At 58.0% G+C, this 24,886-nt stretch carries 23 protein-coding genes; 12 read left to right on the top strand and 11 right to left on the bottom strand.

Annotated elements, in window-relative coordinates; all coding sequences use genetic code 11:
• Window positions 1-173: 173 nt before the first annotated feature.
• From pfkA to cpxP, 3 genes are all read right to left on the bottom strand, one after another.
• On the bottom strand, window positions 174-1,136 hold the full coding sequence (gene pfkA, locus ACOTYH_RS19585; protein WP_003862009.1) for a 6-phosphofructokinase: 963 nt from the start codon (window positions 1,134-1,136) through the stop codon (window positions 174-176).
• Window positions 1,137-1,320: 184 nt separating this feature from the next.
• Window positions 1,321-2,205 (bottom strand): CDF family cation-efflux transporter FieF, encoded by an 885-nt coding sequence (gene fieF / locus ACOTYH_RS19580; RefSeq protein WP_017382698.1) that lies wholly within the window; start codon window positions 2,203-2,205, stop codon window positions 1,321-1,323.
• 154 nt (window positions 2,206-2,359) lie between these two features.
• Window positions 2,360-2,866, bottom strand: coding sequence for a cell-envelope stress modulator CpxP (cpxP, locus tag ACOTYH_RS19575; RefSeq protein WP_003862006.1), 507 nt, complete (start codon window positions 2,864-2,866; stop codon window positions 2,360-2,362).
• A gap of 150 nt (window positions 2,867-3,016) precedes the next feature.
• Between cpxP and cpxR the strand changes: the two genes are divergently transcribed.
• Together cpxR and cpxA are read left to right on the top strand one after the other, a co-directional pair.
• Window positions 3,017-3,715, top strand: a complete 699-nt coding sequence (gene cpxR, locus ACOTYH_RS19570) for an envelope stress response regulator transcription factor CpxR (protein ID WP_003862004.1) — start codon at window positions 3,017-3,019, stop codon at window positions 3,713-3,715.
• Window positions 3,712-5,085 carry an envelope stress sensor histidine kinase CpxA gene (gene cpxA / locus ACOTYH_RS19565; RefSeq protein WP_015569937.1) on the top strand — a complete coding sequence of 458 codons (1,374 nt, stop codon included), beginning with the start codon at window positions 3,712-3,714 and terminating at the stop codon, window positions 5,083-5,085. Before cpxR ends, cpxA begins: the two co-directional genes overlap by 4 nt.
• 43 nt (window positions 5,086-5,128) lie before the next feature.
• On the opposite strand, the gene yiiM is transcribed toward cpxA, so the two are convergent.
• Window positions 5,129-5,812 carry a 6-hydroxyaminopurine reductase gene (gene yiiM, locus ACOTYH_RS19560; protein WP_058688872.1) on the bottom strand — a complete coding sequence of 228 codons (684 nt, stop codon included), beginning with the start codon at window positions 5,810-5,812 and terminating at the stop codon, window positions 5,129-5,131.
• Between the two features lie 65 nt (window positions 5,813-5,877).
• Window positions 5,878-6,498 (bottom strand): superoxide dismutase [Mn], encoded by a 621-nt coding sequence (gene sodA / locus ACOTYH_RS19555; RefSeq protein ID WP_003861999.1) that lies wholly within the window; start codon window positions 6,496-6,498, stop codon window positions 5,878-5,880.
• 288 nt (window positions 6,499-6,786) lie between these two features.
• Here sodA and rhaT point away from each other — a divergent pair, with 288 nt between their 5' ends.
• The gene (gene rhaT, locus ACOTYH_RS19550) at window positions 6,787-7,821 is read left to right on the top strand and encodes an L-rhamnose/proton symporter RhaT (RefSeq protein ID WP_421637870.1); all 1,035 of its coding nucleotides are present in this window, start codon (window positions 6,787-6,789) and stop codon (window positions 7,819-7,821) included.
• Here the strand turns inward: rhaT and rhaR are convergent, their stop codons facing one another.
• Together rhaR and rhaS (ACOTYH_RS19540) are read right to left on the bottom strand one after the other, a co-directional pair.
• Window positions 7,822-8,670: an HTH-type transcriptional activator RhaR gene (rhaR, locus tag ACOTYH_RS19545; RefSeq protein ID WP_017382695.1), complete on the bottom strand. Its 849-nt coding sequence runs from the start codon at window positions 8,668-8,670 to the stop codon at window positions 7,822-7,824.
• 73 nt (window positions 8,671-8,743) lie between these two features.
• Entirely contained in the window at window positions 8,744-9,580 is an 837-nt protein-coding gene (rhaS, locus tag ACOTYH_RS19540) for an HTH-type transcriptional activator RhaS (protein ID WP_015569934.1), read from the bottom strand.
• A gap of 301 nt (window positions 9,581-9,881) precedes the next feature.
• Here rhaS (ACOTYH_RS19540) and rhaB point away from each other — a divergent pair, with 301 nt between their 5' ends.
• The 9 genes from rhaB to rhaM all read left to right on the top strand — a co-directional run bounded on the left by rhaB (window position 9,882) and on the right by rhaM (window position 19,768).
• A complete protein-coding gene (gene rhaB / locus ACOTYH_RS19535; RefSeq protein WP_058688871.1) occupies window positions 9,882-11,351 on the top strand; it encodes a rhamnulokinase in 1,470 nt (489 codons plus the stop codon).
• Window positions 11,348-12,607: an L-rhamnose isomerase gene (gene rhaA, locus ACOTYH_RS19530; RefSeq protein WP_045142625.1), complete on the top strand. Its 1,260-nt coding sequence runs from the start codon at window positions 11,348-11,350 to the stop codon at window positions 12,605-12,607. The genes rhaB and rhaA overlap by 4 nt, the downstream gene beginning before the upstream one ends.
• Before the next feature lie 96 nt (window positions 12,608-12,703).
• Complete coding sequence (rhaD, locus tag ACOTYH_RS19525; protein WP_015569930.1) at window positions 12,704-13,534, top strand: rhamnulose-1-phosphate aldolase; 831 nt, start codon at window positions 12,704-12,706, stop codon at window positions 13,532-13,534.
• An 82-nt stretch (window positions 13,535-13,616) separates the two neighbouring features.
• The gene (gene rhaS / locus ACOTYH_RS19520; RefSeq protein WP_032649875.1) at window positions 13,617-14,603 is read left to right on the top strand and encodes a rhamnose ABC transporter substrate-binding protein; all 987 of its coding nucleotides are present in this window, start codon (window positions 13,617-13,619) and stop codon (window positions 14,601-14,603) included.
• 99 nt (window positions 14,604-14,702) lie between these two features.
• Window positions 14,703-16,205: a sugar ABC transporter ATP-binding protein gene (locus tag ACOTYH_RS19515; protein ID WP_015569928.1), complete on the top strand. Its 1,503-nt coding sequence runs from the start codon at window positions 14,703-14,705 to the stop codon at window positions 16,203-16,205.
• Complete coding sequence (locus tag ACOTYH_RS19510; RefSeq protein WP_045327161.1) at window positions 16,206-17,210, top strand: ABC transporter permease; 1,005 nt, start codon at window positions 16,206-16,208, stop codon at window positions 17,208-17,210.
• On the top strand, window positions 17,207-18,211 hold the full coding sequence (locus tag ACOTYH_RS19505) for an ABC transporter permease (RefSeq protein ID WP_058688869.1): 1,005 nt from the start codon (window positions 17,207-17,209) through the stop codon (window positions 18,209-18,211). Before ACOTYH_RS19510 ends, ACOTYH_RS19505 begins: the two co-directional genes overlap by 4 nt.
• Before the next feature lie 97 nt (window positions 18,212-18,308).
• Entirely contained in the window at window positions 18,309-19,457 is a 1,149-nt protein-coding gene (gene fucO / locus ACOTYH_RS19500; RefSeq protein ID WP_022649823.1) for a lactaldehyde reductase, read from the top strand.
• On the top strand, window positions 19,454-19,768 hold the full coding sequence (rhaM, locus tag ACOTYH_RS19495) for an L-rhamnose mutarotase (protein ID WP_047055759.1): 315 nt from the start codon (window positions 19,454-19,456) through the stop codon (window positions 19,766-19,768). Before fucO ends, rhaM begins: the two co-directional genes overlap by 4 nt.
• Here rhaM and ACOTYH_RS19490 read toward each other — a convergent pair.
• The 4 genes from ACOTYH_RS19490 to ACOTYH_RS19475 form a co-directional block, all read right to left on the bottom strand.
• Window positions 19,756-21,033 (bottom strand): MFS transporter, encoded by a 1,278-nt coding sequence (locus tag ACOTYH_RS19490; RefSeq protein WP_015569924.1) that lies wholly within the window; start codon window positions 21,031-21,033, stop codon window positions 19,756-19,758. The two genes, rhaM and ACOTYH_RS19490, sit on opposite strands and share 13 nt — an antisense overlap.
• Before the next feature lie 44 nt (window positions 21,034-21,077).
• Window positions 21,078-23,201, bottom strand: coding sequence for an alpha-galactosidase (locus tag ACOTYH_RS19485; RefSeq protein ID WP_047055762.1), 2,124 nt, complete (start codon window positions 23,199-23,201; stop codon window positions 21,078-21,080).
• Window positions 23,202-23,306: 105 nt separating this feature from the next.
• Window positions 23,307-24,302, bottom strand: coding sequence for a LacI family DNA-binding transcriptional regulator (locus tag ACOTYH_RS19480; RefSeq protein WP_421637869.1), 996 nt, complete (start codon window positions 24,300-24,302; stop codon window positions 23,307-23,309).
• A gap of 17 nt (window positions 24,303-24,319) precedes the next feature.
• On the bottom strand, window positions 24,320-24,868 hold the full coding sequence (locus tag ACOTYH_RS19475) for a helix-turn-helix domain-containing protein (RefSeq protein ID WP_032649886.1): 549 nt from the start codon (window positions 24,866-24,868) through the stop codon (window positions 24,320-24,322).
• Window positions 24,869-24,886: the final 18 nt, after the last annotated feature.

Below are 24,886 nucleotides of genomic sequence, written 5' to 3'. Positions count from 1 at the left end.
ATTAAAGAATAAAAAAAGATTGGCTATAACGTGCAGGAATAAAAAAAAGTGAATGAGCGGCCTGATGCCCTCACCCCAACCCTCTCCCACGGGAGAGGGAGCAACCATAAAAAACGGTAACCCAAGGGTTACCGTTTTGCATTTACCTTGCCGCCACCGGGCAACAGAGCCAATCAGTACAGTTTTTTCGCGCAGTCCAGCCAGTCACCTTTGAACGGACGCTTCATGTTTTCAATGGCGTCGATGATGTCATGGTGAACCAGTTTCTCGTTCTGAATACCGACGCAGCGGCCGCCGTGGCCCTGAAGCAGTAGCTCGATCGCGTACGCGCCCATGCGGGACGCCAGGATACGGTCGTACGGGCCTGGGGAACCACCACGCTGAATGTGACCCAGAACGGTCGCGCGGGTTTCGCGTTTGGTTTCGGTTTCGATGTACTTCGCCAGCTCGTCAACGTCACAGATGTGCTCGGTGATAGCAACGATGGCGTGTTTCTTACCTTTCGCGATACCGGCTTTGATTTCAGCGACCAGATCTTCACGGCTAAATTCCACTTCCGGCACCACCACGAACTCACAGCCACCGGCAATTGCCGCCGCCAGAGTCAGGTCACCGCAGTAACGGCCCATCACTTCAACAATAGAAATACGCTGGTGAGAGGAAGAGGTGTCACGCAGGCGGTCAATCGCTTCCACAACGGTACCCAGCGCGGTGAAGTAACCGATGGTGTAGTCGGTGCCTTTGATGTCATTGTCGATGGTGCCAGGCAGGCCGATGCACGGGAAGCCCATTTCAGTCAGACGTTTTGCACCCATGTAGGAGCCGTCGCCGCCGATAACCACCAGCGCATCCAGACCCCGTTTTTTCATGTTTTCGATAGCCACTTCACGGATGTGTTCGTCACGGAATTCCGGGAAGCGTGCAGAACCGAGGAAAGTACCGCCACGGTTGATCATGTCAGACACGCTGTAGCGGTCGAGCTGAACCATGCGGTCTTCATACAGACCCAGGTAACCGTCATAGATACCAAAAACTTCCAGACCTTCCGTCAGCGCTGCACGGACAACCCCACGGATTGCCGCGTTCATGCCCGGCGCATCACCGCCGCTTGTCAACACACCGATTTTCTTAATCATGACTACCTCTGAACTTAGGAATGCAAAATTGAAATCTGCTGCCGGAAGAAACTGTTCAACCGTCGAATACTGCAAATAGTATATCAATCCCTTCCAGCTGAATTGATTCAGGTCAGGCCATATGGTGGTAATTTATCCACAAAATGCTGCTCTGGCTCACTTTTTTACAACGAATTACGAAAGCTCAAAACGCCCTGGGTACGACAGAGCACGGATCCTGATGAATAATGACGTCTGACCCAGGGAAACGCTGCAAAATCGCCTGCTCCACCTGTTCAGCGACCATATGCGCCTGAACCAGTGGCAGGTTGTCTTCCATTTCCAAATGAATCTGAATAAAGCGGGTCGGCCCTGACTGCCGCGTACGAAGATCATGAGCACCACTGACGCCAGGCCAGTTGGTCACGATGGCATAAATTTCATCACGTTCTGCATCCGGAAGCGCACGGTCAAGAAGCGACTGTACCGCTTCATACCCCATCCGCAAGGCGCTGTATAAAATATAGATCCCTATCCCTAACGCAAACAAAGCATCGGCCCGATGCCAGCCATACCAGGCCAGACCAAGCGCAATAAGAATAGCCCCATTCATCATAACATCAGACTGATAATGAAGCATATCGGCCCGTACAGCCTGGCTTTGTGTTTTGCGTACAACCCAGCGCTGGAACGTTACAAGAACAAGTGTGCTTATAAGTGCAACTACCGTTACGACCACGCCAACGCCCGGATCGTTCATCGGAGAAGGCGAAATAAGATGCTGAATACCGGTCAAAAACAGGAAAAGCGCAGAGCCCGAAATAAACATGCTTTGTGCCAGCGCGGCCAGCGATTCCGCTTTGCCGTGGCCAAACGTATGCTCTTCATCCGCCGGTTGCAGCGAGTAGCGCACCACCAGCAGGTTGGTCAGCGAGGCGGCAATATCCACCAGTGAATCCACCAGTGCCGCCAGAATACTGACCGACCCGGTGTACCACCACGCGAAAATTTTAATGATCAGCAAACACGACGCCATCACCGTCGCGGCTATTGCGGCCCGGCTTACCAGCCGTCCATAGGATTGATTCATAAACACTCCTGTCATGCCATGGCGCTAGTATAACGGATGGTGGTGGAGTGAAAGGATGAATAAAGCGTTAACAAACCTGAACAATGGGGCAAAAAAAACCCCCACATCATGTGGGGGAAGACAGGGATGGTGTCTATGGCAAGGAAAACAGGGTTTACTGGTTACTACGGGTACTGCTATTGCTACTGAAAAGCGTCATATCTGAGCTTCGCTGCATCCGTGCAACCTCACGCAACTGATTCATACGTTGCTGATGTTTGGTATTCAAAACCGCTTGCTGCTCGGGCGTTAGCAGGTGGAACATCTGGTTGCGAACCTTCGCCATCTCTACCTGGCGGGCAACCTGTTCCTGCGCCATTTTTTCGGCCTGAGCGCGTACAGCGCTTTCGTCAAAATTTTCTGCGGTGACAAGGCGATGCATTGTCTCCATTTCGCTAACATTAACAGGGGGCTGGTCGTGTCTTGCCCTCTGCATCAGATCTCGCATCTGTTGACGCTGATGTTCGGTTAAACTTATGCCGTCAAACATATGGCTTTGGCTGCTGTGCTGCGTTGCGCCCTCTGCTGAGGAACCGTTATCGCTGATGATAGCTACAGCAGCCTGGCTAAACGCACTGAAGGCCAGCGTTGAGGCCATGACGGCAGCGGTAACTTTGCGCATCACTTGCTCCCAAAATCTTTCGTGTCGCGATTCAACGAGAGACAGTCTACGATTCAGGCTGCAAACATGCGTCAGGGGGTGTAAAACAACGTAAAGTCATGGATTAGATAGCCTTGATGTCGTAATTTCTGCCTCGGAGGTATTTAAACAATGAATAAAATCCTGTTAGTTGATGATGACCGAGAGCTCACATCTCTTTTAAAGGAGTTGCTCGACATGGAAGGTTTCAACGTCCTGGTTGCCCATGACGGCGAGCAGGCGCTGAGTCTCCTTGACGACAGCATCGATTTACTTTTGCTCGACGTCATGATGCCGAAGAAAAACGGTATTGATACGTTGAAAGAGCTTCGCCAGACACACCAGACCCCCGTCATTATGCTGACTGCACGCGGCAGCGAGCTTGACCGCGTACTCGGCCTTGAGCTGGGTGCGGATGACTATTTACCTAAGCCGTTCAACGACCGTGAACTGGTGGCCCGTATTCGCGCGATCCTGCGCCGCTCTCACTGGAGCGAGCAGCAGCAGAATACCGACAACAGCTCACCTACGCTGGAAGTGGACTCCCTGAGCCTGAACCCGGGCCGCCAGGAAGCGAGCTTCGACGGTGAAACGCTGGAGCTAACCGGCACCGAGTTCACCCTGCTGTATCTGCTGGCGCAGCATCTCGGCCAGGTGGTGTCGCGTGAACACTTAAGCCAGGAAGTGCTCGGCAAACGCCTCACCCCGTTTGACCGCGCCATCGACATGCACATCTCTAACCTGCGCCGTAAGCTGCCGGAGCGTAAAGACGGTCACCCATGGTTTAAAACCCTGCGTGGTCGCGGTTATCTGATGGTTTCCGCTTCATGATAGGCAGCTTAACCGCCCGCATCTTCGCCATCTTCTGGCTGACGCTGGCACTGGTTTTAATGCTCGTTTTGATGTTGCCAAAACTCGACTCACGCCAGATGACGGAGCTACTCGACAGCGAGCAACGTCAGGGCGTGATGATCGAGCAGCACGTGGAAGCGGAGCTGGCAAACGATCCGCCGAACGATTTAATGTGGTGGCGCAGGTTGTTTCGCGCTATCGACAAGTGGGCGCCCCCCGGACAACGTCTTTTACTGGTCACCAGTGAAGGCCGCGTGATTGGGGCCGATCGCAATGAAATGCAGATTATCCGCAACTTTATTGGCCAGGCGGATAATGCCGATCACCCACAGAAAAAGAAATATGGTCGGGTAGAGATGGTCGGTCCTTTCTCGGTGCGGGATGGGGAAGACAATTACCAGCTCTATCTGATTCGCCCTGCGAGCAGTTCCCAGTCCGACTTTATCAACCTGCTGTTTGACCGTCCGCTTTTGCTGTTGATTGTCACGATGCTGGTCAGTTCCCCGCTGCTGTTATGGCTGGCGTGGAGCCTGGCGAAACCGGCGCGTAAGCTGAAAAATGCGGCGGACGAAGTGGCGCAGGGCAACCTGAGGCAACATCCGGAGCTGGAATCCGGGCCGCAGGAGTTCCTGGCCGCCGGAACCAGTTTTAACCAGATGGTCTCTGCTCTTGACCGCATGATGACCGCGCAGCAACGCCTGCTGTCGGATATCTCCCACGAGCTGCGGACGCCGCTCACGCGCTTACAGCTGGGTACCGCCCTGCTGCGCCGCCGCAGCGGTGAGAGCAAAGAGCTGGAGCGTATTGAGACGGAAGCGCATCGCCTGGACAGCATGATCAACGATCTGCTGGTGATGTCGCGCAATCAGCAGAAAAACGCGCTGGTGAGCGAAACGGTGAAAGCCAATCACCTCTGGCATGAGGTGCTGGACAACGCGGCGTTCGAAGCGGAGCAGATGGGCAAATCGTTCACCGTCAACTTCCCGCCGGGCCCGTGGCCGCTCTACGGTAACCCCAACACGCTGGAAAGCGCGCTGGAGAATATCGTGCGTAACGCCCTGCGCTATTCGCACACGAAGATTGAAGTGGCGTTTTCGGTGGATAAAGACGGGATTACCGTCATTGTCGATGACGATGGTCCTGGCGTCAGTCCGGAAGATCGCGAGCAGATTTTCCGTCCGTTCTACCGCACCGACGAGGCGCGCGACCGTGAATCTGGTGGTACGGGGCTAGGTCTGGCAATTGTTGAAACCGCCATGCAACAGCACCGTGGCTGGGTGAAAGCCGATGACAGCCCGCTGGGCGGGCTGAGGTTAACGCTGTGGCTGCCGCTGTATAAGCGTTCGTAACCGTATGTGCCGGGTGGCGGCTTCGCCTTACCCGGCCTACTTTCTACGGAACCTCTTTCCCCCACAATCTCCGCGAACTGCTCTCGATCTTGCCGCTTAACCGCCGCTTCTGCATCGTTCTGGTCCAGCTGGTGGATAATCCCGCCGCTGACAGCAGGCGGTGATACTGCTCGTCATCAAACGGCATATGCCAGGCAATTGCGCAGGCCTCGTATACCGACACCTCACTCAAGCGCGAAGCCAGCTCAAGCGGCGCATCCGCCGAAACCTGTCCCGCCTGCACAACGCGATACAGCCAGCCGGTTTTACCCGCGTTTTGCAGCTGGGCCGACATATCCTGAATGCCGAAATGGTAATTAAGCTTAAAGCACGGTGAGCGCGGCTGGGTGACCTGAATCAAAGCATCGCCCCAGCGGTAAATATCGCCGATAAAGACGTTCTTCTCCGTCAGCCCCTCCGTTGAGAGATTTTCGCCAAACGCGGGGGCGACGAAGAGGTCCGCCTGTTCAAAAAATTCGGCTTTCCAGTGCTGATAGTGCTCGCGCGGATAGTGGCACAGCGCGCGATCGGGCCCGCCGTGGATTTTCTTTTCAGCCTGCTGGTCACCCGCAAGCCCGAGATCGGTCAACGTCAGCTCACCGTCGACCTGCACTTTGCCGATGGCGCTCGGGCGGCTGCCTTCGTACTCCCTTACCTTGCCTGTAAACACATTCACCGGGTAATGCATCTCCACTCCTTCAGATACAAAAAAGCGAGTCATCAGACTCGCTTCTCACAGGCGTCAATGCAACCTTATTTTTTAGCGGCGAAACGCGCTGCTGCTTCGTCCCAGTTCACTACATCCCAGAAGGCTTTGATGTAGTCAGGGCGACGGTTCTGGAACTTCAGGTAGTAAGCGTGTTCCCACACGTCCAGACCCAGAATTGGGAAGCCGGATGCGCCAGAGATAGCTTCACCCATCAGCGGGGAGTCCTGGTTAGCGGTAGAAACGACCGCCAGTTTGTCACCTTTCAGGACCAGCCACGCCCAGCCAGAGCCGAAACGGGTTGCAGCGGCTTTTTCGAATTCCGCTTTGAAGTTGTCAACGGAACCGAAGTCACGCTCGATAGCCGCTTTCAGGTCGCCCTGAAGGGTGGTGCCGGTTTTCAGGCCTTTCCAGAACAGGCTGTGGTTAGCGTGACCGCCCGCGTTGTTGCGCAGCACGGTTTTCTTGTCTGCCGGCAGCTGGTCCAGTTTGGTGATCAGCTCTTCAACAGGCAGATTAGCGAACTCTGGCAGGCTTTCCAGCGCAGCATTCGCGTTGTTCACATAGGTCTGGTGGTGTTTAGTGTGATGGATTTCCATCGTCTGCTTGTCGAAATGCGGTTCCAGTGCGTCGTAGGCATACGGCAGGGATGGCAGTGTATAACTCATAATCCTCTCCATTATTGTCGGGCGGCACAGCTGTTAATGCCGCGTAAGCAGTTGGTTCATTATAGTTAATTAAATGATATTGAAAATGATTATCAATGCCGTAGTTTTTATAAGGTTATTAGATTTTTGATAAATGACAAAATTGTGAGTCTGCTCACGTGCTTAACGTGCTGATTGCCATCCTGAACAAAAGTGCGGCAACCTTCTGAAGGTTCCCAAACCGCCTCATTTTTACACTCATCAAGTCGGCGGGAAGCCTCCGGCTATAAAAACGATGAGGATGTAAAAATGAATCATGCGATTACGATGGGTATTTTCTGGCATTTGATAGGCGCGGCCAGTGCAGCCTGTTTCTATGCCCCGTTTAAAAAGGTGAAAGGCTGGTCATGGGAAACCATGTGGTCCGTTGGCGGCACCGTGTCCTGGCTGATTTTGCCGTGGACAATCAGCGCCATGCTGCTGCCCGATTTCTGGGGCTACTTCTCCTCCTTCAACGCCTCCACCCTGCTGCCGGTATTCCTGTTCGGCGCGATGTGGGGCATCGGTAATATCAACTACGGCCTCACCATGCGCTACCTAGGCATGTCGATGGGGATTGGCATCGCGATTGGCATTACGCTGATTGTTGGCACCCTGATGACGCCAATCCTCAACGGCCACTTCGACGTGCTGATCAACACTCAGGGCGGGCGAATGACGCTGCTGGGCGTGCTGGTGGCGGTGATCGGCGTGGGCATCGTCACCAGCGCAGGCCAGCTGAAAGAACGCAAGATGGGCATCAAAGCCGAAGAGTTCAACCTGAAGAAAGGGCTGCTGCTGGCGGTGATGTGCGGCGTATTCTCGGCGGGCATGTCGTTCGCCATGAACGCCGCCAAACCGATGCACGACGCCGCTGCGGCGCTGGGCGTCGATCCGCTGTACGTTGCCCTGCCAAGCTACGTGGTGATCATGGGCGGCGGCGCGCTGGTAAACCTCGGCTTCTGCTTCATTCGTCTGGCAAAAGTGAAGAACCTGTCGGTAAAAGCCGACTTCTCGCTGGCAAAACCGCTGATCGTCACCAACGTCCTGCTCTCCGCCCTCGGCGGTCTGATGTGGTATCTGCAATTCTTCTTCTACGCCTGGGGTCACGCCAGTATTCCGGCGCAGTATGACTACATGAGCTGGATGCTGCACATGAGCTTCTACGTGCTGTGCGGCGGGCTGGTTGGGCTGGTGCTGAAAGAGTGGAACAACGCCGGGCGTCGTCCGGTTGGCGTGCTGAGCCTGGGCTGTGTGGTGATTATCATTGCGGCCAATATCGTCGGCCTCGGCATGGCGAACTGATTACGCTGCCTTTCGACTGCGATGACGCCACTGAACCGGCGTCATCCCCACCTCACGGTTAAACACCACCGAAAAGTAGTTACTGTCCTCAAAGCCGCAGCGCATCGCCACTTCACTCACCATCAGCTCCGTATGCTGTAACAGGTACTGGGCGTGGCAGATGCGCAGCTGGCGCAGATAGTGGTTGACCGTCATCCCCGTCTGGGTGCGGAACTGCTGGCGCAGCGCGCGCTCGCTGCACTGCTCCTGCTCGCAGAATTTTTCCAGCACGAAACTCTTGTTCAGACTGCCCGCAAGCCGGGTGATGAGCTTATCCAGCAGCGCTTCCTGTGTGGTAGCAGAGGGATTATCCGTAGCGTAACGATGCCGCTTCAGGGTCATCACCAGCTGGGCAAAAAGCAGCTCCGACATCTGGTTTGCCACCGGATCGCTCTTCTGGCTCTCCTGCTCCAGCTGGGAAATCGTCTGGCGCACCTGAGCCATGCCGTTGCTGCTTAAGCGCCAGTGCGGTTCGCCTCTGGCATCATGAAAACCGGGGATATTGCCCGCCCAGTCGACATTCAGTTTAAGTCTGTCGGGGCAGTAGATGACGTTCTGCAACACCAGATCGTTAACCGAGGCGTAGGAGTGTTTGTCTTCAGCGCGGATGTAGAACAGGTCTCCGCGCGTGATGCGGTAGGGGCGGTCGTTGAGGACGTGCAGGCCGTTGCCTCGCCATACCAGCACCAGCTCGCAAAACTCGTGGGTGTGCTCGGCAAAGACGTTTTGCGGGTAGCGGTCGGCCACCGCGACGGCCTGACTCGCGGAGGCAAAAAAATCATCTTTGCGAAGAATGAGCTGAGCAGCCACACCACAACCTCTACGGCGAATAACCGGACATTATTAGCCTTTTTGCAGCAAAAAAACGGTGACTGCCCTCGCGTTACTGAAGCAACGCGTCTTTCCCCTGACGAATATCGCGCGGCGACCAGTTAAACTCCCGGCGAAAAAGCGTCGAAAAGTGGTTACTGTCGCCGAATCCGCAGCGATAGGCGATATCGGTGACGCTTTCGTCGGTATGACGTAAAAGGTGCCGCGCTTTGATCAGGCGCAGACGGTTGAGGTAGCGCTGCGGCGTCAGCCCGGTATGCTGCTTGAGCTGACGATGCAGCGTGCGCAGCGAGAGCGAAAAGTCATCCGCCAGCGTTTCCCAGCAGACATCTTCGGCAAAATGATCTTCCAGCCAGGCCATCAGCTGATTCAGGCGCGCGTCGTTATTTTCCAGCCCTTCCACCAGGCTGCTGCGCCGCAGCAGCACCAGCAGCTGCATAAACAGCAGCTCGCGGGTAGCAATGGCGTGCGTCTCCTGTCCATCCTCGCTCTGCTCCATCTGGCTCACCAGCTGACGCACCTGCTGCAACGTGGACTGATTCACCCGCCAGTGCGAGGGGTAGTGACCGTCCTTCTCCTGCGGCAACAGCTGATTCAGCCCGGAGAGAAACTGGAACGCATCCGGAGAACGATAGAGCACATTGGTCAGGCAAAGGTTGTCGGTATGTTCATACAGGTGCCTGTCGTGATCGCGCACGAAGCACACCGTACCGCCGCTGATGGTATACGGCTGACCGTTAAACACGTGGATGCCCGTTCCGTGCTCAACAATCACAATTTCATGAAAATCATGATGATGCTCCGGGAACGCAGCCTGAGGCAGCCGTGGCTCAATCGCGACCGGCGAAGCCCCCGAAGGAAAAAAATCGACGCTGTGCAGTACGGTCATAACGGCCCCCACCAATGAGAAAAGTTCTCAAAATAGTAATTAAGGCCTTCCACGCTCACCTTAAATTTTTGACAGCAAACCGCGCAAAAGCTGTCGGTTTTTCAAGAAACAGACGGAAAGATCAGGAAATGCGGTCAGCGTCACACTGCCTGCAAACCCCGCCATTACTGGAAACTGTGAACTCCCTCACGTTCATCTTTGCTTTCTTGCCAGCGCGAGATTTGGGCTGTCAGTGGCGAGAAGGTGGCTATTTCTTCCCTTTCTTACACTCCTCGCTAATGACTTAAGAAAGGACCCGACCATGACTTTTCGCCATTGTGTGGCTGTCGATTTAGGCGCATCCAGCGGCCGTGTAATGCTCGCCACCTGGGACTGCGACCTGCACACCCTTACGCTTCGCGAAATGCACCGTTTCGCCAATTGTCTGCAAAAACAGGACGGTTTTGTTACCTGGGATATCGACGCCCTGGAAGCAGAGATCCGCACCGGACTTCACAACGTCTGCGAAGACGGTATTCGCATCGACAGTATCGGCATTGATACCTGGGGTGTGGATTACGTACTGCTGGACAGTCACGGCGAACGCGTCGGCCTGCCCGTCTCCTACCGCGACAGCCGCACCGATGGGCTAATGGCGCACGCCATCGCCCAGCTTGGCAAGGAGAACATCTATGGTCGCAGCGGCATTCAGTTTCTGCCGTTTAACACGCTGTATCAGCTGCGCGCGCTGATTGAGCAACAGCCAGAGCTGGTCGAAAAGGTGGCGCATGCGCTGCTGATCCCCGACTACTTAAGCTACCGTCTGACCGGCAACATGAACTGGGAATACACCAACGCCACCACCACGCAGCTGGTTAACATCAACACCGATAACTGGGATGAACATCTGCTGGCCTGGACGGGCGCCTCGCCGTCCTGGTTCGGCGCGCCAACCCATCCGGGCAATGTGATCGGCCACTGGCTTTGCCCGCAGGGGAATGAAATCCCTGTTGTCGCCGTCGCCAGTCACGACACCGCGAGCGCGGTCATTGCCTCGCCGCTCGCCGGCAAAGACGCGGCGTACCTCTCTTCCGGCACCTGGTCGCTGATGGGCTTTGAGAGCAAAACACCCTACACCAGCGATGCCGCACTGGCGGCGAACATCACTAACGAAGGTGGCGCCGAAGGGCGCTACCGGGTGCTGAAGAACATCATGGGCCTGTGGCTGCTCCAGCGGGTGCTGAAAGAGCAGAACATCACCGACCTGCCCGCGCTTATCGCGGAAACCGAAACGCTGAAGGCCTGCACCTTCCTGATTAACCCGAACGACGACCGCTTTATCAACCCGGCGCACATGAGCGCTGAAATCCAGGCCGCCTGTTTTGAAGCGGGGCAGCCGGTACCTTCCCGCCCCGCCGAGCTGGCGCGCTGCATTTTTGACAGTCTCGCCCTGCTCTATGCCGACATCCTGAGCGAGCTGGCTGACCTTCGCGGCAAACCGTTCACGCAGCTGCATATCGTGGGCGGCGGCTGCCAGAACCAGCTGCTGAACCAGCTCTGCGCGGATGCCTGCGGCATTACCGTGGTGGCAGGTCCGATTGAAGCCTCCACGCTCGGCAATATCGGCATTCAGCTGATGACCCTGGACGAACTTTCAAACGTCGACGATTTCCGTTCGGTGGTGACGGCAAATAACAGCCTGACCACCTTCACCCCCCATCCCTGCCATGAAATTGCCCGCTACCGGGCGCAGTTTCAGCAAAAACGACTGACTAAGGAGCTTTGCGCATGACCACTCAACTTGAACAAGCCTGGGACCTGGCTAAACAGCGTTTCGCCGCCGTCGGCGTGGATGTCGAAGAGGCGCTGCGCCAGCTCGACCGTCTGCCCGTCTCCATGCACTGCTGGCAGGGTGATGACGTTGCTGGCTTCGAGAACCCGGGCGGTTCCCTGACGGGGGGTATTCAGGCCACGGGTAACTATCCGGGCAAAGCGCGCAACGCCACCGAACTGCGTGCGGATCTGGAGCTGGCGCTGAGCCTGATCCCCGGGCCAAAGCGCCTGAATCTGCACGCCATTTATCTCGAATCCGACGAGCCGGTGGCGCGTAATGAAATCAAACCGGAGCACTTTACGAACTGGGTGGCGTGGGCGAAAGCCAACAAGCTGGGCCTGGACTTTAACCCCTCCTGCTTCTCGCACCCGCTGAGCGCGGACGGCTTTACCCTTGCGCACGCCAACGACGAAATCCGCCAGTTCTGGATCGACCATGTCAAAGCCAGCCGCCGCGTTTCTGCGTATTTCGGCGAGCAGCTTGGCACACCGTCGGTGATGAACATCTGGATCCCGGACGGTATGAAGGACATCACCGTCGACCGTCTGGCCCCGCGCCAGCGCCTGCTGGCCGCGCTGGATGAGGCCATCAGCGAGAAGCTGGACCCGGCGCACCACATCGACGCCGTGGAGAGCAAGCTGTTCGGCATTGGCGCCGAGAGCTACACCGTGGGCTCAAACGAGTTCTACATGGGTTATGCCACCAGCCGCCAGACCGCGCTGTGCCTGGATGCCGGCCACTTCCACCCAACCGAGGTGATCTCCGACAAGATCTCCGCCGCCATGCTCTACGTGCCACGCCTGCTGCTGCACGTCAGCCGTCCGGTGCGCTGGGACAGCGACCACGTGGTGCTGCTGGATGACGAAACCCAGGCGATTGCCAGCGAAATCATCCGCCACGACCTCTTTGACCGCGTACACATTGGCCTCGACTTCTTCGACGCCTCCATCAACCGCATCGCGGCGTGGGTTATCGGCACCCGCAACATGAAGAAAGCCCTGCTGCGCGCGCTGCTGGAGCCTGTCGCCGCCCTGAAACAGCTGGAAGAAAACGGCGACTACACCGCGCGCCTGGCGCTGCTGGAAGAGCAGAAATCCCTGCCGTGGCAGGCGGTGTGGGAGATGTACTGCCAGCGTCACGATGCGCCTGCGGGCAGCCAGTGGCTGGACAACGTGCGGGCATATGAGAAAGACGTTCTTGCCGCTCGTCAGTAAAAAACATTGCCCGGCGGCGCGTTGCTTGCCGGGCCTACAGGTAAAAGTAGGCCGGGTAAGCAACGCGCCACCCGGCATTTTCAAAGGAAACACAGTATGCAGACCATCACCACCTCCTGGTTCGTCCAGGGCATGATCAAAGCCACCTCCGACGCCTGGCTGAAGGGCTGGGACGAGCGCAACGGCGGCAACCTGACGCTACGCCTGGACGATGCGGATATCGAGCCATTTGCCGCCGATTTCCACCAGAAGCCGCGCTATATCGCCCTGAGCCAGCCGATGCCGCTGCTCGCCAACACGCCGTTTATCGTCACCGGTTCCGGGAAGTTCTTCCGCAACGTCCAGCTCGACCCGCAGGCCAACCTCGGCGTAGTGAAAGTGGATAGCGACGGCGCGGGCTACCACATTCTGTGGGGGCTGACGGATGAGGCGGTGCCCACCTCAGAACTGCCGGCGCACTTCCTCTCCCACTGCGAGCGCATCAAGGCGACCAATGGCAAGGACCGCGTGATCATGCACTGCCACGCCACCAACCTGATCGCCCTGACCTACGTGCTGGAAAACAATTCTGATTTCTTCACCCGCAAATTGTGGGAAGGCAGCACCGAGTGTCTGGTGGTGTTCCCGGACGGCGTCGGCATTCTGCCGTGGATGGTGCCGGGCACCGACGAAATCGGCCAGGCAACCGCGACGGACATGCAGAAACATTCACTGGTGCTGTGGCCGTTCCACGGCGTCTTCGGCAGCGGCCCGACGCTGGATGAAACCTTCGGCCTGATCGACACCGCCGAGAAATCCGCGGAAGTGCTGGTGAAGGTCTATTCCATGGGCGGCATGAAGCAGACCATCACCCGGGAAGAACTGATCGCCCTGGGTAAACGCTTTGGCGTCACCCCCATGCAGTCGGCGTTAGATTTGTACCAATAACAACATCGCGCCCCGCTCATTGAGACGGGGCGAAAACCACCTGCAATCCCTACAACTAACTCAAGTCAGTGGAGTAAAAGCAATGAAAATAAAAGCAAGCTTGATCCTCACCGTTGCCGCTCTGGCGTTGTCCGGTTCCGCTTTAGCAGAAGTGAAAATCGCCCTGGTGGCGAAGTCCTTAGGGAATGGATTCTTCGAGGCAGCGAACGTCGGCGCGCAGGAGGCGGCCAAAGAGTTAGGCGATGTAAAAGTGATTTATACCGGCCCGACCACCACCACGGCGGAAGCGCAGATCGAGGTGCTGAACGGGCTGATCGCCCAGGGCGTTGATGCGATCGCGATTTCCGCGAACGATCCGGACGCCGTCGTGCCGGTGCTGAAAAAAGCGATGCAGCGCGGCATCAAGGTTGTGTCGTGGGATTCCGGCGTGGCGAAAGCCGGGCGTCAGATCCACCTCAACCCGTCCAATAACGCCCTGATTGGCGAAACTAACGTCAAGCTCGCCGCCGATGCCCTGAAAGCGCTGAACGTGGAGAAAGGCGATGTGGCGGTGCTGAGCGCCACGCCAACCTCCACCAACCAGAACACCTGGATTGCGGAGATGAAAAAGGTGCTGCCGAAGTACCCGTCCGTCAATCTGGTGACCGTGGCCTACGGGGACGATCTCTCTGACAAGAGCTACCGCGAAGCTGTCGGCCTGCTGAAAACCTACCCGGAGCTGAAAGTGATTGTTTCGCCTTCTTCCGTGGGCATTGTGGCTGCCGCGCAGGCGGTGAAGGACCAGGGCAAGATTGGCAAAGTGTACGTCACCGGTTTAGGCCTGCCGTCTGAGATGGCGGGCGCGGTGAAGTCCGGCGCAAGCAAGAGCTTTGCCATCTGGAACCCGATTGACCTGGGCTATGCCGCAACCTACCTGGCGGATGACCTGGTAAAAGGCACCGCCACGAAAGGTGAGGCCAGCATGGGCAAGCTGGGCAAAGTGAAGCTGGATGCCGACGGCAACGGCGCGATGGCCGAGCCGTTCGTTTACGATGCCAGCAATATTGATAAGTTCTCAAAAATCTTTTGATGCGATTTGTAGGCCGGATAAGCGTAGCGCCATCCGGCAAAAGGCGGGTGGCGCTGCCGCTTACCCGCCCTACAAATTCCCCTGTCCAGGAGAACTATCATGACCCCATTGCTACAGCTTTCTGGCATCACCAAGGTGTTCCCCGGCGTGCGTGCTCTTGAGAACGTGCAGCTTGCGCTGTGGCCCGGCAAAGTGACGGCGCTTATCGGCGAAAACGGCGCGGGCAAGTCGACGCTGGTCAAAGTGATGACCGGCATATACCAGCCCGACGAGGGCGAAATTCTCTACAAGGCGATCCCCGTTCACCTTCCGACGCCGGAGTCGGCGCATAAAATGGGCATCACCGCCATTCACCAGGAAACCGTCCTGTTCGATGAACTCTCGGTTACCGAAAATATCTTTGTCGGTCAGTACCTTCACAAAGGCTTCCTGAAAAAGCTCGACTGGCCGGAAATGCACCGCCGGGCGCAGGCTATTCTCGCCCGCCTTGAGGTGCAAATCGACCCGCGCGCAACGCTGAAAACCCTGAGCATCGCCCAGCGTCACATGGTGGCGATTGCCCGCGCGCTGTCGTTTGAGGCGCAGGTGGTGATCCTCGATGAACCCACGGCGGCGCTGTCACAGCATGAAATCCTCGAGTTTTACCAGATTGTGGAGCGCTTAAAGCAGGAGGGAAAAGCCATCCTGTTTATCTCCCACAAGTTCGACGAGATTTTTGAGCTGGCCGATCACTACACCATTTTGCGCGACGGCGTGTTCGTCGGTGCAGGGGCAATAAATGAGATCACCGAGGAGCGGATGGTGTCGATGATGGTCGGGCGCGCCATTACCCAAACCTTCCCGAAAATCGACTGCGAAAAAGGCGAGACGGTGCTGGAGGTGAAAAACCTCTGCCATCCGACCGAGTTTGCGCATATCTCGTTCTCCCTGCGTAAAGGGGAGATCCTCGGCTTTTACGGGCTGGTGGGTGCCGGGCGTACCGAGCTGATGCAGGCGCTTTCCGGCGTCACGCGGCCATCGTCCGGGGAAATTATCCTCAATGGCCAGCCCCGGCGCTTCCGCCAGCCTGCGGATGCGATCAAGGCCGGTATCGTCTGCGTGCCGGAAGAAAGGCAGAAACAGGGGGCGATTATCGCCCTGCCGATTGCCCAGAACATCAGCCTGCCTCAGCTCAGCAGGCTCAATCCGAACGGCGTACTGCACGACGACCGCGAATGGAAGCTGGCAGACGAATACGCCAGGCGCCTGCAAGTGAAAGCCTTCAGCTGGAAGCAGGCGGTGGAGACCCTCTCTGGCGGCAACCAGCAAAAGGTGGTGATCGGCAAATGGCTGGCGACGCACCCTGACGTGATCATCCTCGATGAGCCAACAAAAGGCATCGATATCGGCTCAAAGGCAGCCGTGCATCAGTTTATGTCCGAGCTGGTCAGTCAGGGGCTGGCGGTGATTATGGTCTCGTCCGAACTGCCGGAAGTGATGGGCATGGCGGATCGCATTATCGTCATGCACGAGGGGCTGATGGTGGCCGAATACCAGGCGGGAGACGCGACGGCGGAAACCATCGTCAGCGCCGCCAGCGGTGCAAAACAGGAGGCGGCATAAATGCTTAGCTCACTCTTAAAACACCGCGAGGCGCTGCTTGGCGCGGTGATTGTCCTGATGGTCGTCGCCATTGGCAGCCGCGTGCCATCGTTTATCGCACCGGGCAACCTGGTGGAGATGTTTAACGACACCGCCATTCTGATCGTCCTCGCGCTCGGGCAGATGATGGTGCTGCTCACTAAAGGCATCGACCTGTCGATGGCGGCTAATCTGGCCCTGACCGGGATGATTGTCGCCCTGATTAATTTCCATTACCCGGACGTGCCCGTCTGGGCGCTGCTGATCCTTGCCAGCGCGCTTGGGCTGCTGATGGGCGCAATAAACGGCCTGCTGGTTTGGAAACTGGGCATTCCGGCGATTGTGGTGACGCTCGGCACCATGAGCATCTACCGCGGAATGATCTTTTTGCTCTCCGGCGGCGGCTGGGTGAACTCCAACCAGATGGGTGCAGACTTCCTCGGCCTGCCGCGTGCGTCAGTACTGGGCCTGCCGGTGCTGAGCTGGTGCGCCATCGCCGTACTGCTGCTGGTGGGCTACTTCCTGCGCTACAGTCGCACCGGACGGGCGCTCTACACCGCAGGCGGGAACGCCACGGCAGCGTACTACACCGGGATCAACGCCGGGAAAATGCAGTTCATCAGCTTCTGCCTTTCCGGTCTGCTGGCCGGGTTCTGCGGCTACCTGTGGATATCACGCTTTGCCGTTGCGTATGTTGACGTCGCTAACGGTTTTGAATTGCAGGTGGTGGCAGCCTGTGTGATTGGCGGGATCAGCACCATGGGCGGCACCGGCCGCGTGCTCGGCTGTCTGTTCGGGGCGCTGTTCCTTGGCGTCATCAACAACGCCCTGCCGGTGATCGGCGTCTCCCCGTTCTGGCAGATGGCGATTTCCGGCTCGGTCATTGTCATCGCTGTGCTGCTGAACGAGCGCGGCAACAAGCGCAAAGGCAGGCTGATCCTGCGCGACGCGGCGCTGGCACGTCAGAAACTGGCGGTGAAACCATGAGCAAAATGATGACATCTGAAGAGTTCAAACCCACTTCTGCGCCGGGCATCTTCCAGCGCCTGCTGTGCTGGGAGGGCTTCCTGCTGGCGGTGACGCTGGCGGTGTTTGTGGTGAACGCGCTCGCCTCGCCCTACTTCCTCAATATCTGGAACCTCTCTGACGCGACGTTCAACTTCACGGAAAAAGCGATCATTGTGTTGCCGATGGCGATGCTGATTATCGCCCGGGAAATTGACCTGTCTGTGGCCTCCACCATCGCGCTCAGCTCCACGGTGATGGGCTTTTGCGCGGCGGCGGGCGTCGATACGCCACTGCTGGTGTGCGTGGGATTAGGCGTCGGGCTACTGTGCGGGCTGTTCAACGGTATTCTGGTGTCGCGCTTTAACCTGTCGTCCATCGTCATCACCATCGGCACCATGAGCCTGTACCGCGGGATCACCTACATCCTGCTCGGGGACCAGGCGCTGAACAGCTACCCGGAGAGCTTCGCCTGGTTCGGCCAGGGCTACGTCTGGGGCGCGCTGTCGTTTGAGTTCGCGCTGTTTATCGTGCTGGCCGCTCTGTTTGCCTTTGTGCTGCACCGCACCAATTTTGGCCGCCGCACCTACGCCATCGGCAACAACCCGACCGGCGCGTGGTACTCCGGCATCAACGTGAAGCGCCACAACCTGATCCTGTTTGCGCTGGTAGGACTGATGTCCGGCCTGGCGTCGGTGCTGCTCACCTCGCGTCTGGGCAGTACCCGCCCGACCATCGCGATGGGCTGGGAGCTGGCGGTGGTGACGATGGCGGTGCTCGGCGGCGTCAATATTCTCGGTGGGTCCGGCAGCATGGTGGGCGTGATTATCGCCGCCTTCCTGATGGGGCTGGTGACCTTCGGCCTGAGCCTGCTCAACGTGCCCGGCATCGTGATGTCGGTGATTATCGGCGCGATGCTGATCGTGGTGATTTCGCTGCCGATTATTACCCGCCGGATGATGCAGCGAAGACGGATCTCATAGCCGGGTGGCACTGCGTTTACCCGGCCTACTTAACCGTAGGCCCGCGCAAGCGCAGCGCCGCCGGGCATAAAAATCACAGTAATTAAGGAGAATTATCATGAGCTTTATGTTGGCACTCCCCAAAATCAGCCTGCACGGCGCGGGCGCGATCGGCGATATGGTCAATCTGGTGGCAAACAAACAGTGGGGAAAAGCGCTGATTGTCACCGACGGCCAGCTGGTGAAACTTGGCCTGCTCGACAGTTTGTTTTCCGCGCTCGACGCCCATCAGATGTCGTATCACCTGTTCGATGAGGTATTCCCGAATCCGACGGAAGCGCTGGTGCAAAAAGGCTATGCGGCATATCAGGATGCGGAGTGTGATTACCTGATTGCCTTTGGCGGCGGCAGCCCGATTGATACCGCCAAGGCGATCAAAATCCTCACCGCCAACCCAGGTCCGTCAACCGATTACTCCGGCGTCGGCAAGGTGAAAAACGCGGGCGTACCGCTTGTGGCGATCAACACCACCGCAGGCACGGCAGCAGAGATGACCAGCAACGCGGTGATCATCGACTCCGCGCGCCAGGTGAAGGAGGTGATAATCGATCCGAACATCATCCCGGACATCGCCGTGGACGATGCCAGCGTGATGCTCGATATTCCCGCCTCCGTGACCGCCGCAACCGGCATGGATGCGTTGACTCATGCGATTGAAGCCTACGTGTCCGTCGGCGCGCACCCGCTGACCGATGCTAACGCGCTGGAAGCGATTCGCCTGATCAACCTGTGGCTGCCGAAAGCGGTTGACGATGGTCATAACCTGGAAGCGCGCGAGCAGATGGCCTTTGGTCAGTATCTGGCGGGCATGGCGTTTAACAGTGCCGGTCTGGGGCTGGTGCACGCCCTGGCGCACCAGCCGGGCGCGACGCACAACCTGCCGCACGGCGTGTGCAACGCCATTCTGCTGCCGATCATCGAAAACTTTAACCGCCCGAACGCGGTTGCCCGATTTGCCCGCGTGGCGCAGGCGATGGGCGTTGACACGCGCGGCATGAGCGATGAAGCGGCCAGCATGTCGGCCATTCAGGCGATTCGCGACCTGAGCGCTCGCGTCGGCATTCCGTCCGGATTTAGCCAGCTCGGCGTCACCAAAGCCGATATTGAAGGCTGGCTGGATAAAGCCCTCGCCGACCCGTGCGCGCCGTGCAACCCGCGCACCGCCAGCCGCGATGAGGTCCGCGAGCTGTACCTGGAGGCTTTATGATCCGCAAAGCGTTTGTGATGCAGGTAAACCCGGACGCGCACGAGGAGTACGCACGTCGCCACAACCCAATCTGGCCTGAGCTGGAGGCGGTACTGAAAGCCCACGGCGCGCACCACTACGCCATCTATCTCGACAAAGCTCGCAACCTGCTGTTTGCGATGGTGGAGATTGAATCGGAAGAGCGCTGGAACGCGGTGGCAAACACCGATGTCTGCCAGCGCTGGTGGAAATATATGGGTGACGTTATGCCGTCGAACCCGGATAACAGCCCGGTGAGTTCGGCGCTGAAAGAGGTGTTTTACCTGGACTGATGTGTTAACGCTGCTGCCCCCGAGGCGGCAGCAATCTCCCGCCTGCCACTCAGCGTAAACGCCGACACCACCGTGATCGCCAGCACGAAGCAGCCCAGTATCAGATACGTCTCCTGGAAGCCGACCCGGTCATACATATTTCCGGCAAAGGCGGAGAGGAAGATCGCCGCCGACTGTTTGGCAAACTGGAAGCCAATCAGGTAGATGGTGGCCGACAGGCGCGTATCAAACACCCCGGTGATGTACTTGAATGCCCCCACCAGCAGGAACGGGACTTCCAGCGCGTGCAGCATCTTCAGGGCAATCACCTCCACGGCAGTGGTGGCAAACGACGAGCCGATAATGCGCGTCGCCATGATCACCCCGGCAATCAGCAGCGTGTTTTTCGCGCCGATGCGGTTAATAATCCACGGCGAGCAGAACATAATGATCGCGTTACAGATTTCCCCCGCCGTGGTGGCGAAACCAAAGGCACGGGTCCCCTCCTGCGGCGTGGCGAAGAAGGTTTTGAAGAAGGTGGCAAACTGCTGGTCGAAGACGTCATACACGCAGGCCACGCCAATCACGTACAGGATGAACATCCACATTCTGCGCTGGCGGAACAGGGTAAAAACGGTTTTAGCGGTGATCTGCGGCTGATTCGCGCCCAGGGCGTTCATCACCTGCGCCGTCTGGTTAGGCTTCGGTTTCGCGACCACCAGCAGCAGCATCAGCAACAGCGCCGCGGCCGACCCCATCCAGAAGACGTACGACGGATCGATGCCGAACAGGATGCCGCCCGTTGAGGCGCACAGCCCCCAGCCGAGACAGCCGAACATACGCGCCTTGCCGTACTCAAAAAAGCTGTTGCGGCTTACGCGCTCAATATAGGCCTCAATCGCCCCCGACCCCGCTGAGAAGACAAAGCCGATATACAACCCACCGCTCAGCGCCCCCAGCCAGATATTGGTTTTCAGCAGCGGGGCGAAGACGTACAGGAAGAACGGCGCGAACAGGAACAGCAGCACCGAGATGATCCAAAGCAGGTGTTTTTTCAGCCCCAGCTTGTCCGAAATGACCCCCAGCACCGGCTGGAAGGCAATGGCCGACAGCGAGATGCAGGAGAAAACAATCCCGGTATGGGTTTTGTTCAGGCCGATGATGTCCGACAGCCAGATCGGCAGGAACGGAAAGCAGGTGGCCATGATGAAGAAGTAGAGAAAGAAGAACAGCCCGAAGATCCAGAAATTAGGGTTGTCTTTGTGGGTACAGGTTGTTGTGTTCATTATTTTTATCCTCAACGGAGGGCCGGTTGCCCGGCCCGTCACCCTTACACGCGTTCCACACCAATCAGAATGGCGGTTTCCGGATCCAGAATCGGCAGCGCAATACCCGCCTGCATCAGCCACTCGCCGCTCACCGTTTGCGGCGCTTCCATCCACGAAGGCAGCTTACGCATGGTGTGCCCGCCCTCGCCCGTAATCTGGATGTTCGGGTGATCGAGCAGCGTGATGCGGTACAGCGCGCTGGCGTCTAACCCCGGCATGCGCAGCGGCATCATCAGGGTGTAATCCGGCATCGCGAGCTGGCTGACCAAAAACAGCCCCTGCGTCTTATCTTCGCTCACTATACCCTGCGCCAGGGTGGTGGCGTCCGGCATATCCACGCGCCACTGGGTGCCGTGATGAATGACCTCTCGCCACCGCTTGTGCAGCGCGGCGTAATGGCGATAGCCTTCACGCTCCTGCGCATCGACGGTGAGCGGATCCAGCTCCAGCCCCATGTGACCAAACAGCGCTGTTAGCCCGCGGAACTGAATGCTGTGCTGGCGGAAGGTGGCGTGACATTTATGATGACCGATATGCGCCCCCATCACCTCCGGCGGGAAGAAGTAGCTCATGCCGCGCTGGATAGTGTTGCGCTCCAGCGCGTCGTTGTTATCGGACGCCCAGAAGCGGTGGCTGCGGGTCAGCACTTCGTAATCAATACGCCCGCCACCCGACGAGCAGGATTCAAACTCAATGTGCGGGAAGCGCTCGCCCAGCACGTCCAGCAGGCGGTAAAACTGGCGCGTCTGGGCGTCGGCGGCGGCTTTGCCCTTGTGCCCTGGCTGCACCAGCTCGCGGTTCATATCCCATTTCACGTAGTCGACCGCGTGTTCGCCCAGCAGCCAGCTCATGCGTTCGACCAGATATTCAAAGGCCTGCGGAATATTGAGATTGAGGACCAGCTGGTGTCGCCCGGTCGCCTGGGCGTAGCCCGGCAGCGCCAGCACCCAGTCAGGGTGCGCGCGATACAGATCGGAATCGGGGTTAATCATCTCCGGCTCAACCCAGATACCAAACTCCATGCTGAGCTGTTTAACGTGATCGATTACCGGCTTTAGGCCGTTCGGGTATTTTTTCTTGTCCAGATACCAGTCGCCCAGCGCGGCGTGGTCGTCGTTGCGGCCTTTAAACCAGCCGTCGTCGATAATAAAGCGCTCCACGCCCAGCGCAGCGGCCTCGTCGGCCATGCGCATGATGTAGTCCGGATCGTGGTTGAAGTAGATCCCCTCCCAGGTGTTGAGGTGCACCGGGCGCGGTTTATCTTCCGGGAAGCGGATAACATTGTCGCGCAGGTAGCGGTGGAACTGCTGGCTCATGCCGTTCAGCCCGTGCGGGGAGTGACTGGCATACAGGCGCGGCGTCCAGAGCGTTTCCCCCTCTTCAATCGCCATTTCACCCGGCAGGTAGAGCGCTTCGGCCTGCATATAGCGGCGGCCATCGGTTTTCGCCTCTGCGCGCAGGCGGTGGTTACCACTCCAGCCCAGATGTATACCCCAGACGTTGCCGTGCATTTCACTGAATGACGGCGTACCTGAAATCAGCGCCGGGAAATGTTCATGGGAGGTTTTACCCCGACGGTTTTCAATCACAAAGCTGTCATGTTCAAGCATCACGCGGTGCGGCTGAAACTCCCTGATCCAGCGACCGTGGAAGGCCATCACCTCCTGCGCGCGTTCGGCCACCGGCAGCGTCACGGCAAAGCGATCCACCTGCCACGCCTGCGTTTTCAGGTTGGTTAACCCATGACGCACCACCAGTACGCCGCTGGCATCCAGCGTTATTTCACTGGTCAGACGCAGGCCTGCATGCTCGTCTTCAGCAGTGATTGTCAGGGCGTTTAACGCCTGCTGCACCTGCGTGGTTTTAAATACCGGCGATCCGTCCAGCCCCTGGCGGTGCCCCTCGATGCCCGGCGAGCCAAACAGCCCATGCCCCAGCTCTGCCATCAGCGTGACGGGGGAGTCGACGTCCAGCCTGCCATTAGCAACCGGGCGCGCAATACTCAGCACATCCTGCGGCGAAAAGTGCTGAAGGTGTGGCCCCCAGTAGAGAATTTCGGCGAACGGGTGGGTTTTTACCACCACGTCAACCGTATTGCTTTCAAGTCGAAAAATGGAATCTTGCATCAGACATCTCCTGTCATCGGGATGTCCTGAGTGTTGATCCGAAACGTTTCGGATACAAACCAAAACGTTTCGGATCTGTGATCGGGTTTGGAATTTTTGGTGTAATCAGGCCGTCTGGCCTGGGGAGAATTCTGGCTGCCAGAGCACCTGAAGGGTGTCAATGTCGTCGCCATTAATCAGCTGGCGCACCATATCGGCAATCTGTTTCCCGACACCCTGACGGGTAGACTGGATCACCGCCGCGACGTCGATATCGACAATGCTGTCCTGCGGTAAGCCGTCATAGACCACCAGCGAAACGGCATTTTCACCGGTTAAGCGCCCCATCTGCGCCAGGGCCATCGCTGCGCCGTCGCCGTGGGTGTTGCAGTCGGTAATGATGGCCGTGGGCGGCTGCGGCAGGGAGAGAAGTTCTTGCGTGGTGGCATACCCCACGCGACGCGAAGGGGGCATGGCACGCAGCCATTCGCTGGAAAGTCCGGCTTCCCGCAGCGCGTCCAGGTAGCCCTGGCGGCGCTGGGTGATGAATGCCTGGTTGTTGCTTTCGCCCAGCAGCGCAATGCGCTGATGGCCTTTCTCGATCAGCCAGCGGGTGGCCTGATATGTGCCGGCATAGTTGTCGAAATCGAACCACTCGTACGGCTGCGGGAGCTGGCTGCGGCCGAGCGCCAGGAACGGGAACCCGGCGGCCTGTAGCTGCTCAAGACGCGGATCGTGATCCAGCGTATGCGCCACAATCAGCGCATCCACGCGTCGGCTCTGCACCATGCGCATATAGCTGTGTTTGTCCGCCAGATCGTCGTCAGCGATGAGCAGCAGGTCAATCTCATGTCGCGCCAGTTCGTGGCTAATTTCGCCGACCATGTCCATAAAAACGCTGTTATTGAGCGGAACAGGATGCACCGGAAACACCAGCCCGACGGCGTCGATTTTGCCCATCTTCAGGCGACGGGCAAAGGTATTTGGTCGGTAGCCACGGCGCTGGGCCTCCGCTTCCACGCGGGCGCGCGTCTCAGCAGAAACGTCGTCATACCCGTTGAGGGCGCGGCTGACGGTGGTAACAGACAGCCCCAGTTCTTTGGCAATGGCTTTAAGCGACATGATTTTCCGTATCTTTGTTAGTTTTGTTCCGCCACCAGCAGCGCGTGCGTATCTGGCTCCAGCGCCTTAAAGATATGCGGCTGGTCAGCGGGGTAGCAAATGTAATCTCCCGGGCCGAGCTCTTCCGCCGCGTCGATCAGACCGACCACCGCCCGCCCCTGGGTCACGATAATATGCTCAACCGACCCAGGCGGATGGGGCTGGGAAATACGGTCTGCCCCCGGCTGAGTCAGCAGCAGATAGATATCACGACGCGCGCCAGGCGGACACGCCGCGAGCAAAATCGCCTCGTAGTTCGCCTGCCCGGCGACGACTTTTGTGCCCTCGCCGCGGCGGATCACCTGCGTGACGGGTTGCTGCGGCTCCAGTAACCGGGCAAACGGAATATCCAGCGCCACGCAAAGCGACCACAGCGTTTCCAGGCTAGGATTGCCGTTGCCAGACTCCAGTTGAGAAAGCGTGGATTTGGCGATCCCGGCACGGCGGGCAATTTCCGCCAGTGAGAGCCCGGTTCGCAAGCGTTCTCGCACCAGGCTTTTGGCGATCACGCTGATTGGCTGCGTCATAATAACGGCCTCTTTCTC

The organism is Enterobacter cloacae complex sp. SHL001 (assembly GCF_049236825.1).
In the GTDB taxonomy this organism is placed as follows: Bacteria; Pseudomonadota; Gammaproteobacteria; order Enterobacterales; family Enterobacteriaceae; genus Enterobacter; species Enterobacter hormaechei_C.
This window is presented reverse-complemented; position numbering and strand designations above follow the sequence as displayed.

Bases quoted from the DNA above. Each gene is read 5' to 3' on its own strand.
- pfkA (WP_003862009.1), bottom strand. From the start codon at position 1,136: ATGATTAAGAAAATCGGTGTGTTGACAAGCGGCGGTGATGCGCCGGGC.
- ACOTYH_RS19515 (WP_015569928.1), top strand. From the start codon at position 14,703: ATGACCCCATTGCTACAGCTTTCTGGCATCACCAAGGTGTTCCCCGGC.
- sodA (WP_003861999.1), bottom strand. From the start codon at position 6,498: ATGAGTTATACACTGCCATCCCTGCCGTATGCCTACGACGCACTGGAA.
- rhaS (WP_015569934.1), bottom strand. From the start codon at position 9,580: ATGACCGTACTGCACAGCGTCGATTTTTTTCCTTCGGGGGCTTCGCCG.
- rhaA (WP_045142625.1), top strand. From the start codon at position 11,348: ATGACCACTCAACTTGAACAAGCCTGGGACCTGGCTAAACAGCGTTTC.
- rhaM (WP_047055759.1), top strand. From the start codon at position 19,454: ATGATCCGCAAAGCGTTTGTGATGCAGGTAAACCCGGACGCGCACGAG.
- ACOTYH_RS19475 (WP_032649886.1), bottom strand. From the start codon at position 24,868: ATGACGCAGCCAATCAGCGTGATCGCCAAAAGCCTGGTGCGAGAACGC.
- rhaS (WP_032649875.1), top strand. From the start codon at position 13,617: ATGAAAATAAAAGCAAGCTTGATCCTCACCGTTGCCGCTCTGGCGTTG.
- cpxA (WP_015569937.1), top strand. From the start codon at position 3,712: ATGATAGGCAGCTTAACCGCCCGCATCTTCGCCATCTTCTGGCTGACG.
- ACOTYH_RS19505 (WP_058688869.1), top strand. From the start codon at position 17,207: ATGAGCAAAATGATGACATCTGAAGAGTTCAAACCCACTTCTGCGCCG.
- ACOTYH_RS19490 (WP_015569924.1), bottom strand. From the start codon at position 21,033: ATGAACACAACAACCTGTACCCACAAAGACAACCCTAATTTCTGGATC.
- rhaD (WP_015569930.1), top strand. From the start codon at position 12,704: ATGCAGACCATCACCACCTCCTGGTTCGTCCAGGGCATGATCAAAGCC.
- rhaB (WP_058688871.1), top strand. From the start codon at position 9,882: ATGACTTTTCGCCATTGTGTGGCTGTCGATTTAGGCGCATCCAGCGGC.
- ACOTYH_RS19480 (WP_421637869.1), bottom strand. From the start codon at position 24,302: ATGTCGCTTAAAGCCATTGCCAAAGAACTGGGGCTGTCTGTTACCACC.
- ACOTYH_RS19485 (WP_047055762.1), bottom strand. From the start codon at position 23,201: ATGCAAGATTCCATTTTTCGACTTGAAAGCAATACGGTTGACGTGGTG.
- fieF (WP_017382698.1), bottom strand. From the start codon at position 2,205: ATGAATCAATCCTATGGACGGCTGGTAAGCCGGGCCGCAATAGCCGCG.
- cpxR (WP_003862004.1), top strand. From the start codon at position 3,017: ATGAATAAAATCCTGTTAGTTGATGATGACCGAGAGCTCACATCTCTT.
- fucO (WP_022649823.1), top strand. From the start codon at position 18,309: ATGAGCTTTATGTTGGCACTCCCCAAAATCAGCCTGCACGGCGCGGGC.
- rhaT (WP_421637870.1), top strand. From the start codon at position 6,787: ATGAATCATGCGATTACGATGGGTATTTTCTGGCATTTGATAGGCGCG.
- cpxP (WP_003862006.1), bottom strand. From the start codon at position 2,866: ATGCGCAAAGTTACCGCTGCCGTCATGGCCTCAACGCTGGCCTTCAGT.
- ACOTYH_RS19510 (WP_045327161.1), top strand. From the start codon at position 16,206: ATGCTTAGCTCACTCTTAAAACACCGCGAGGCGCTGCTTGGCGCGGTG.
- yiiM (WP_058688872.1), bottom strand. From the start codon at position 5,812: ATGCATTACCCGGTGAATGTGTTTACAGGCAAGGTAAGGGAGTACGAA.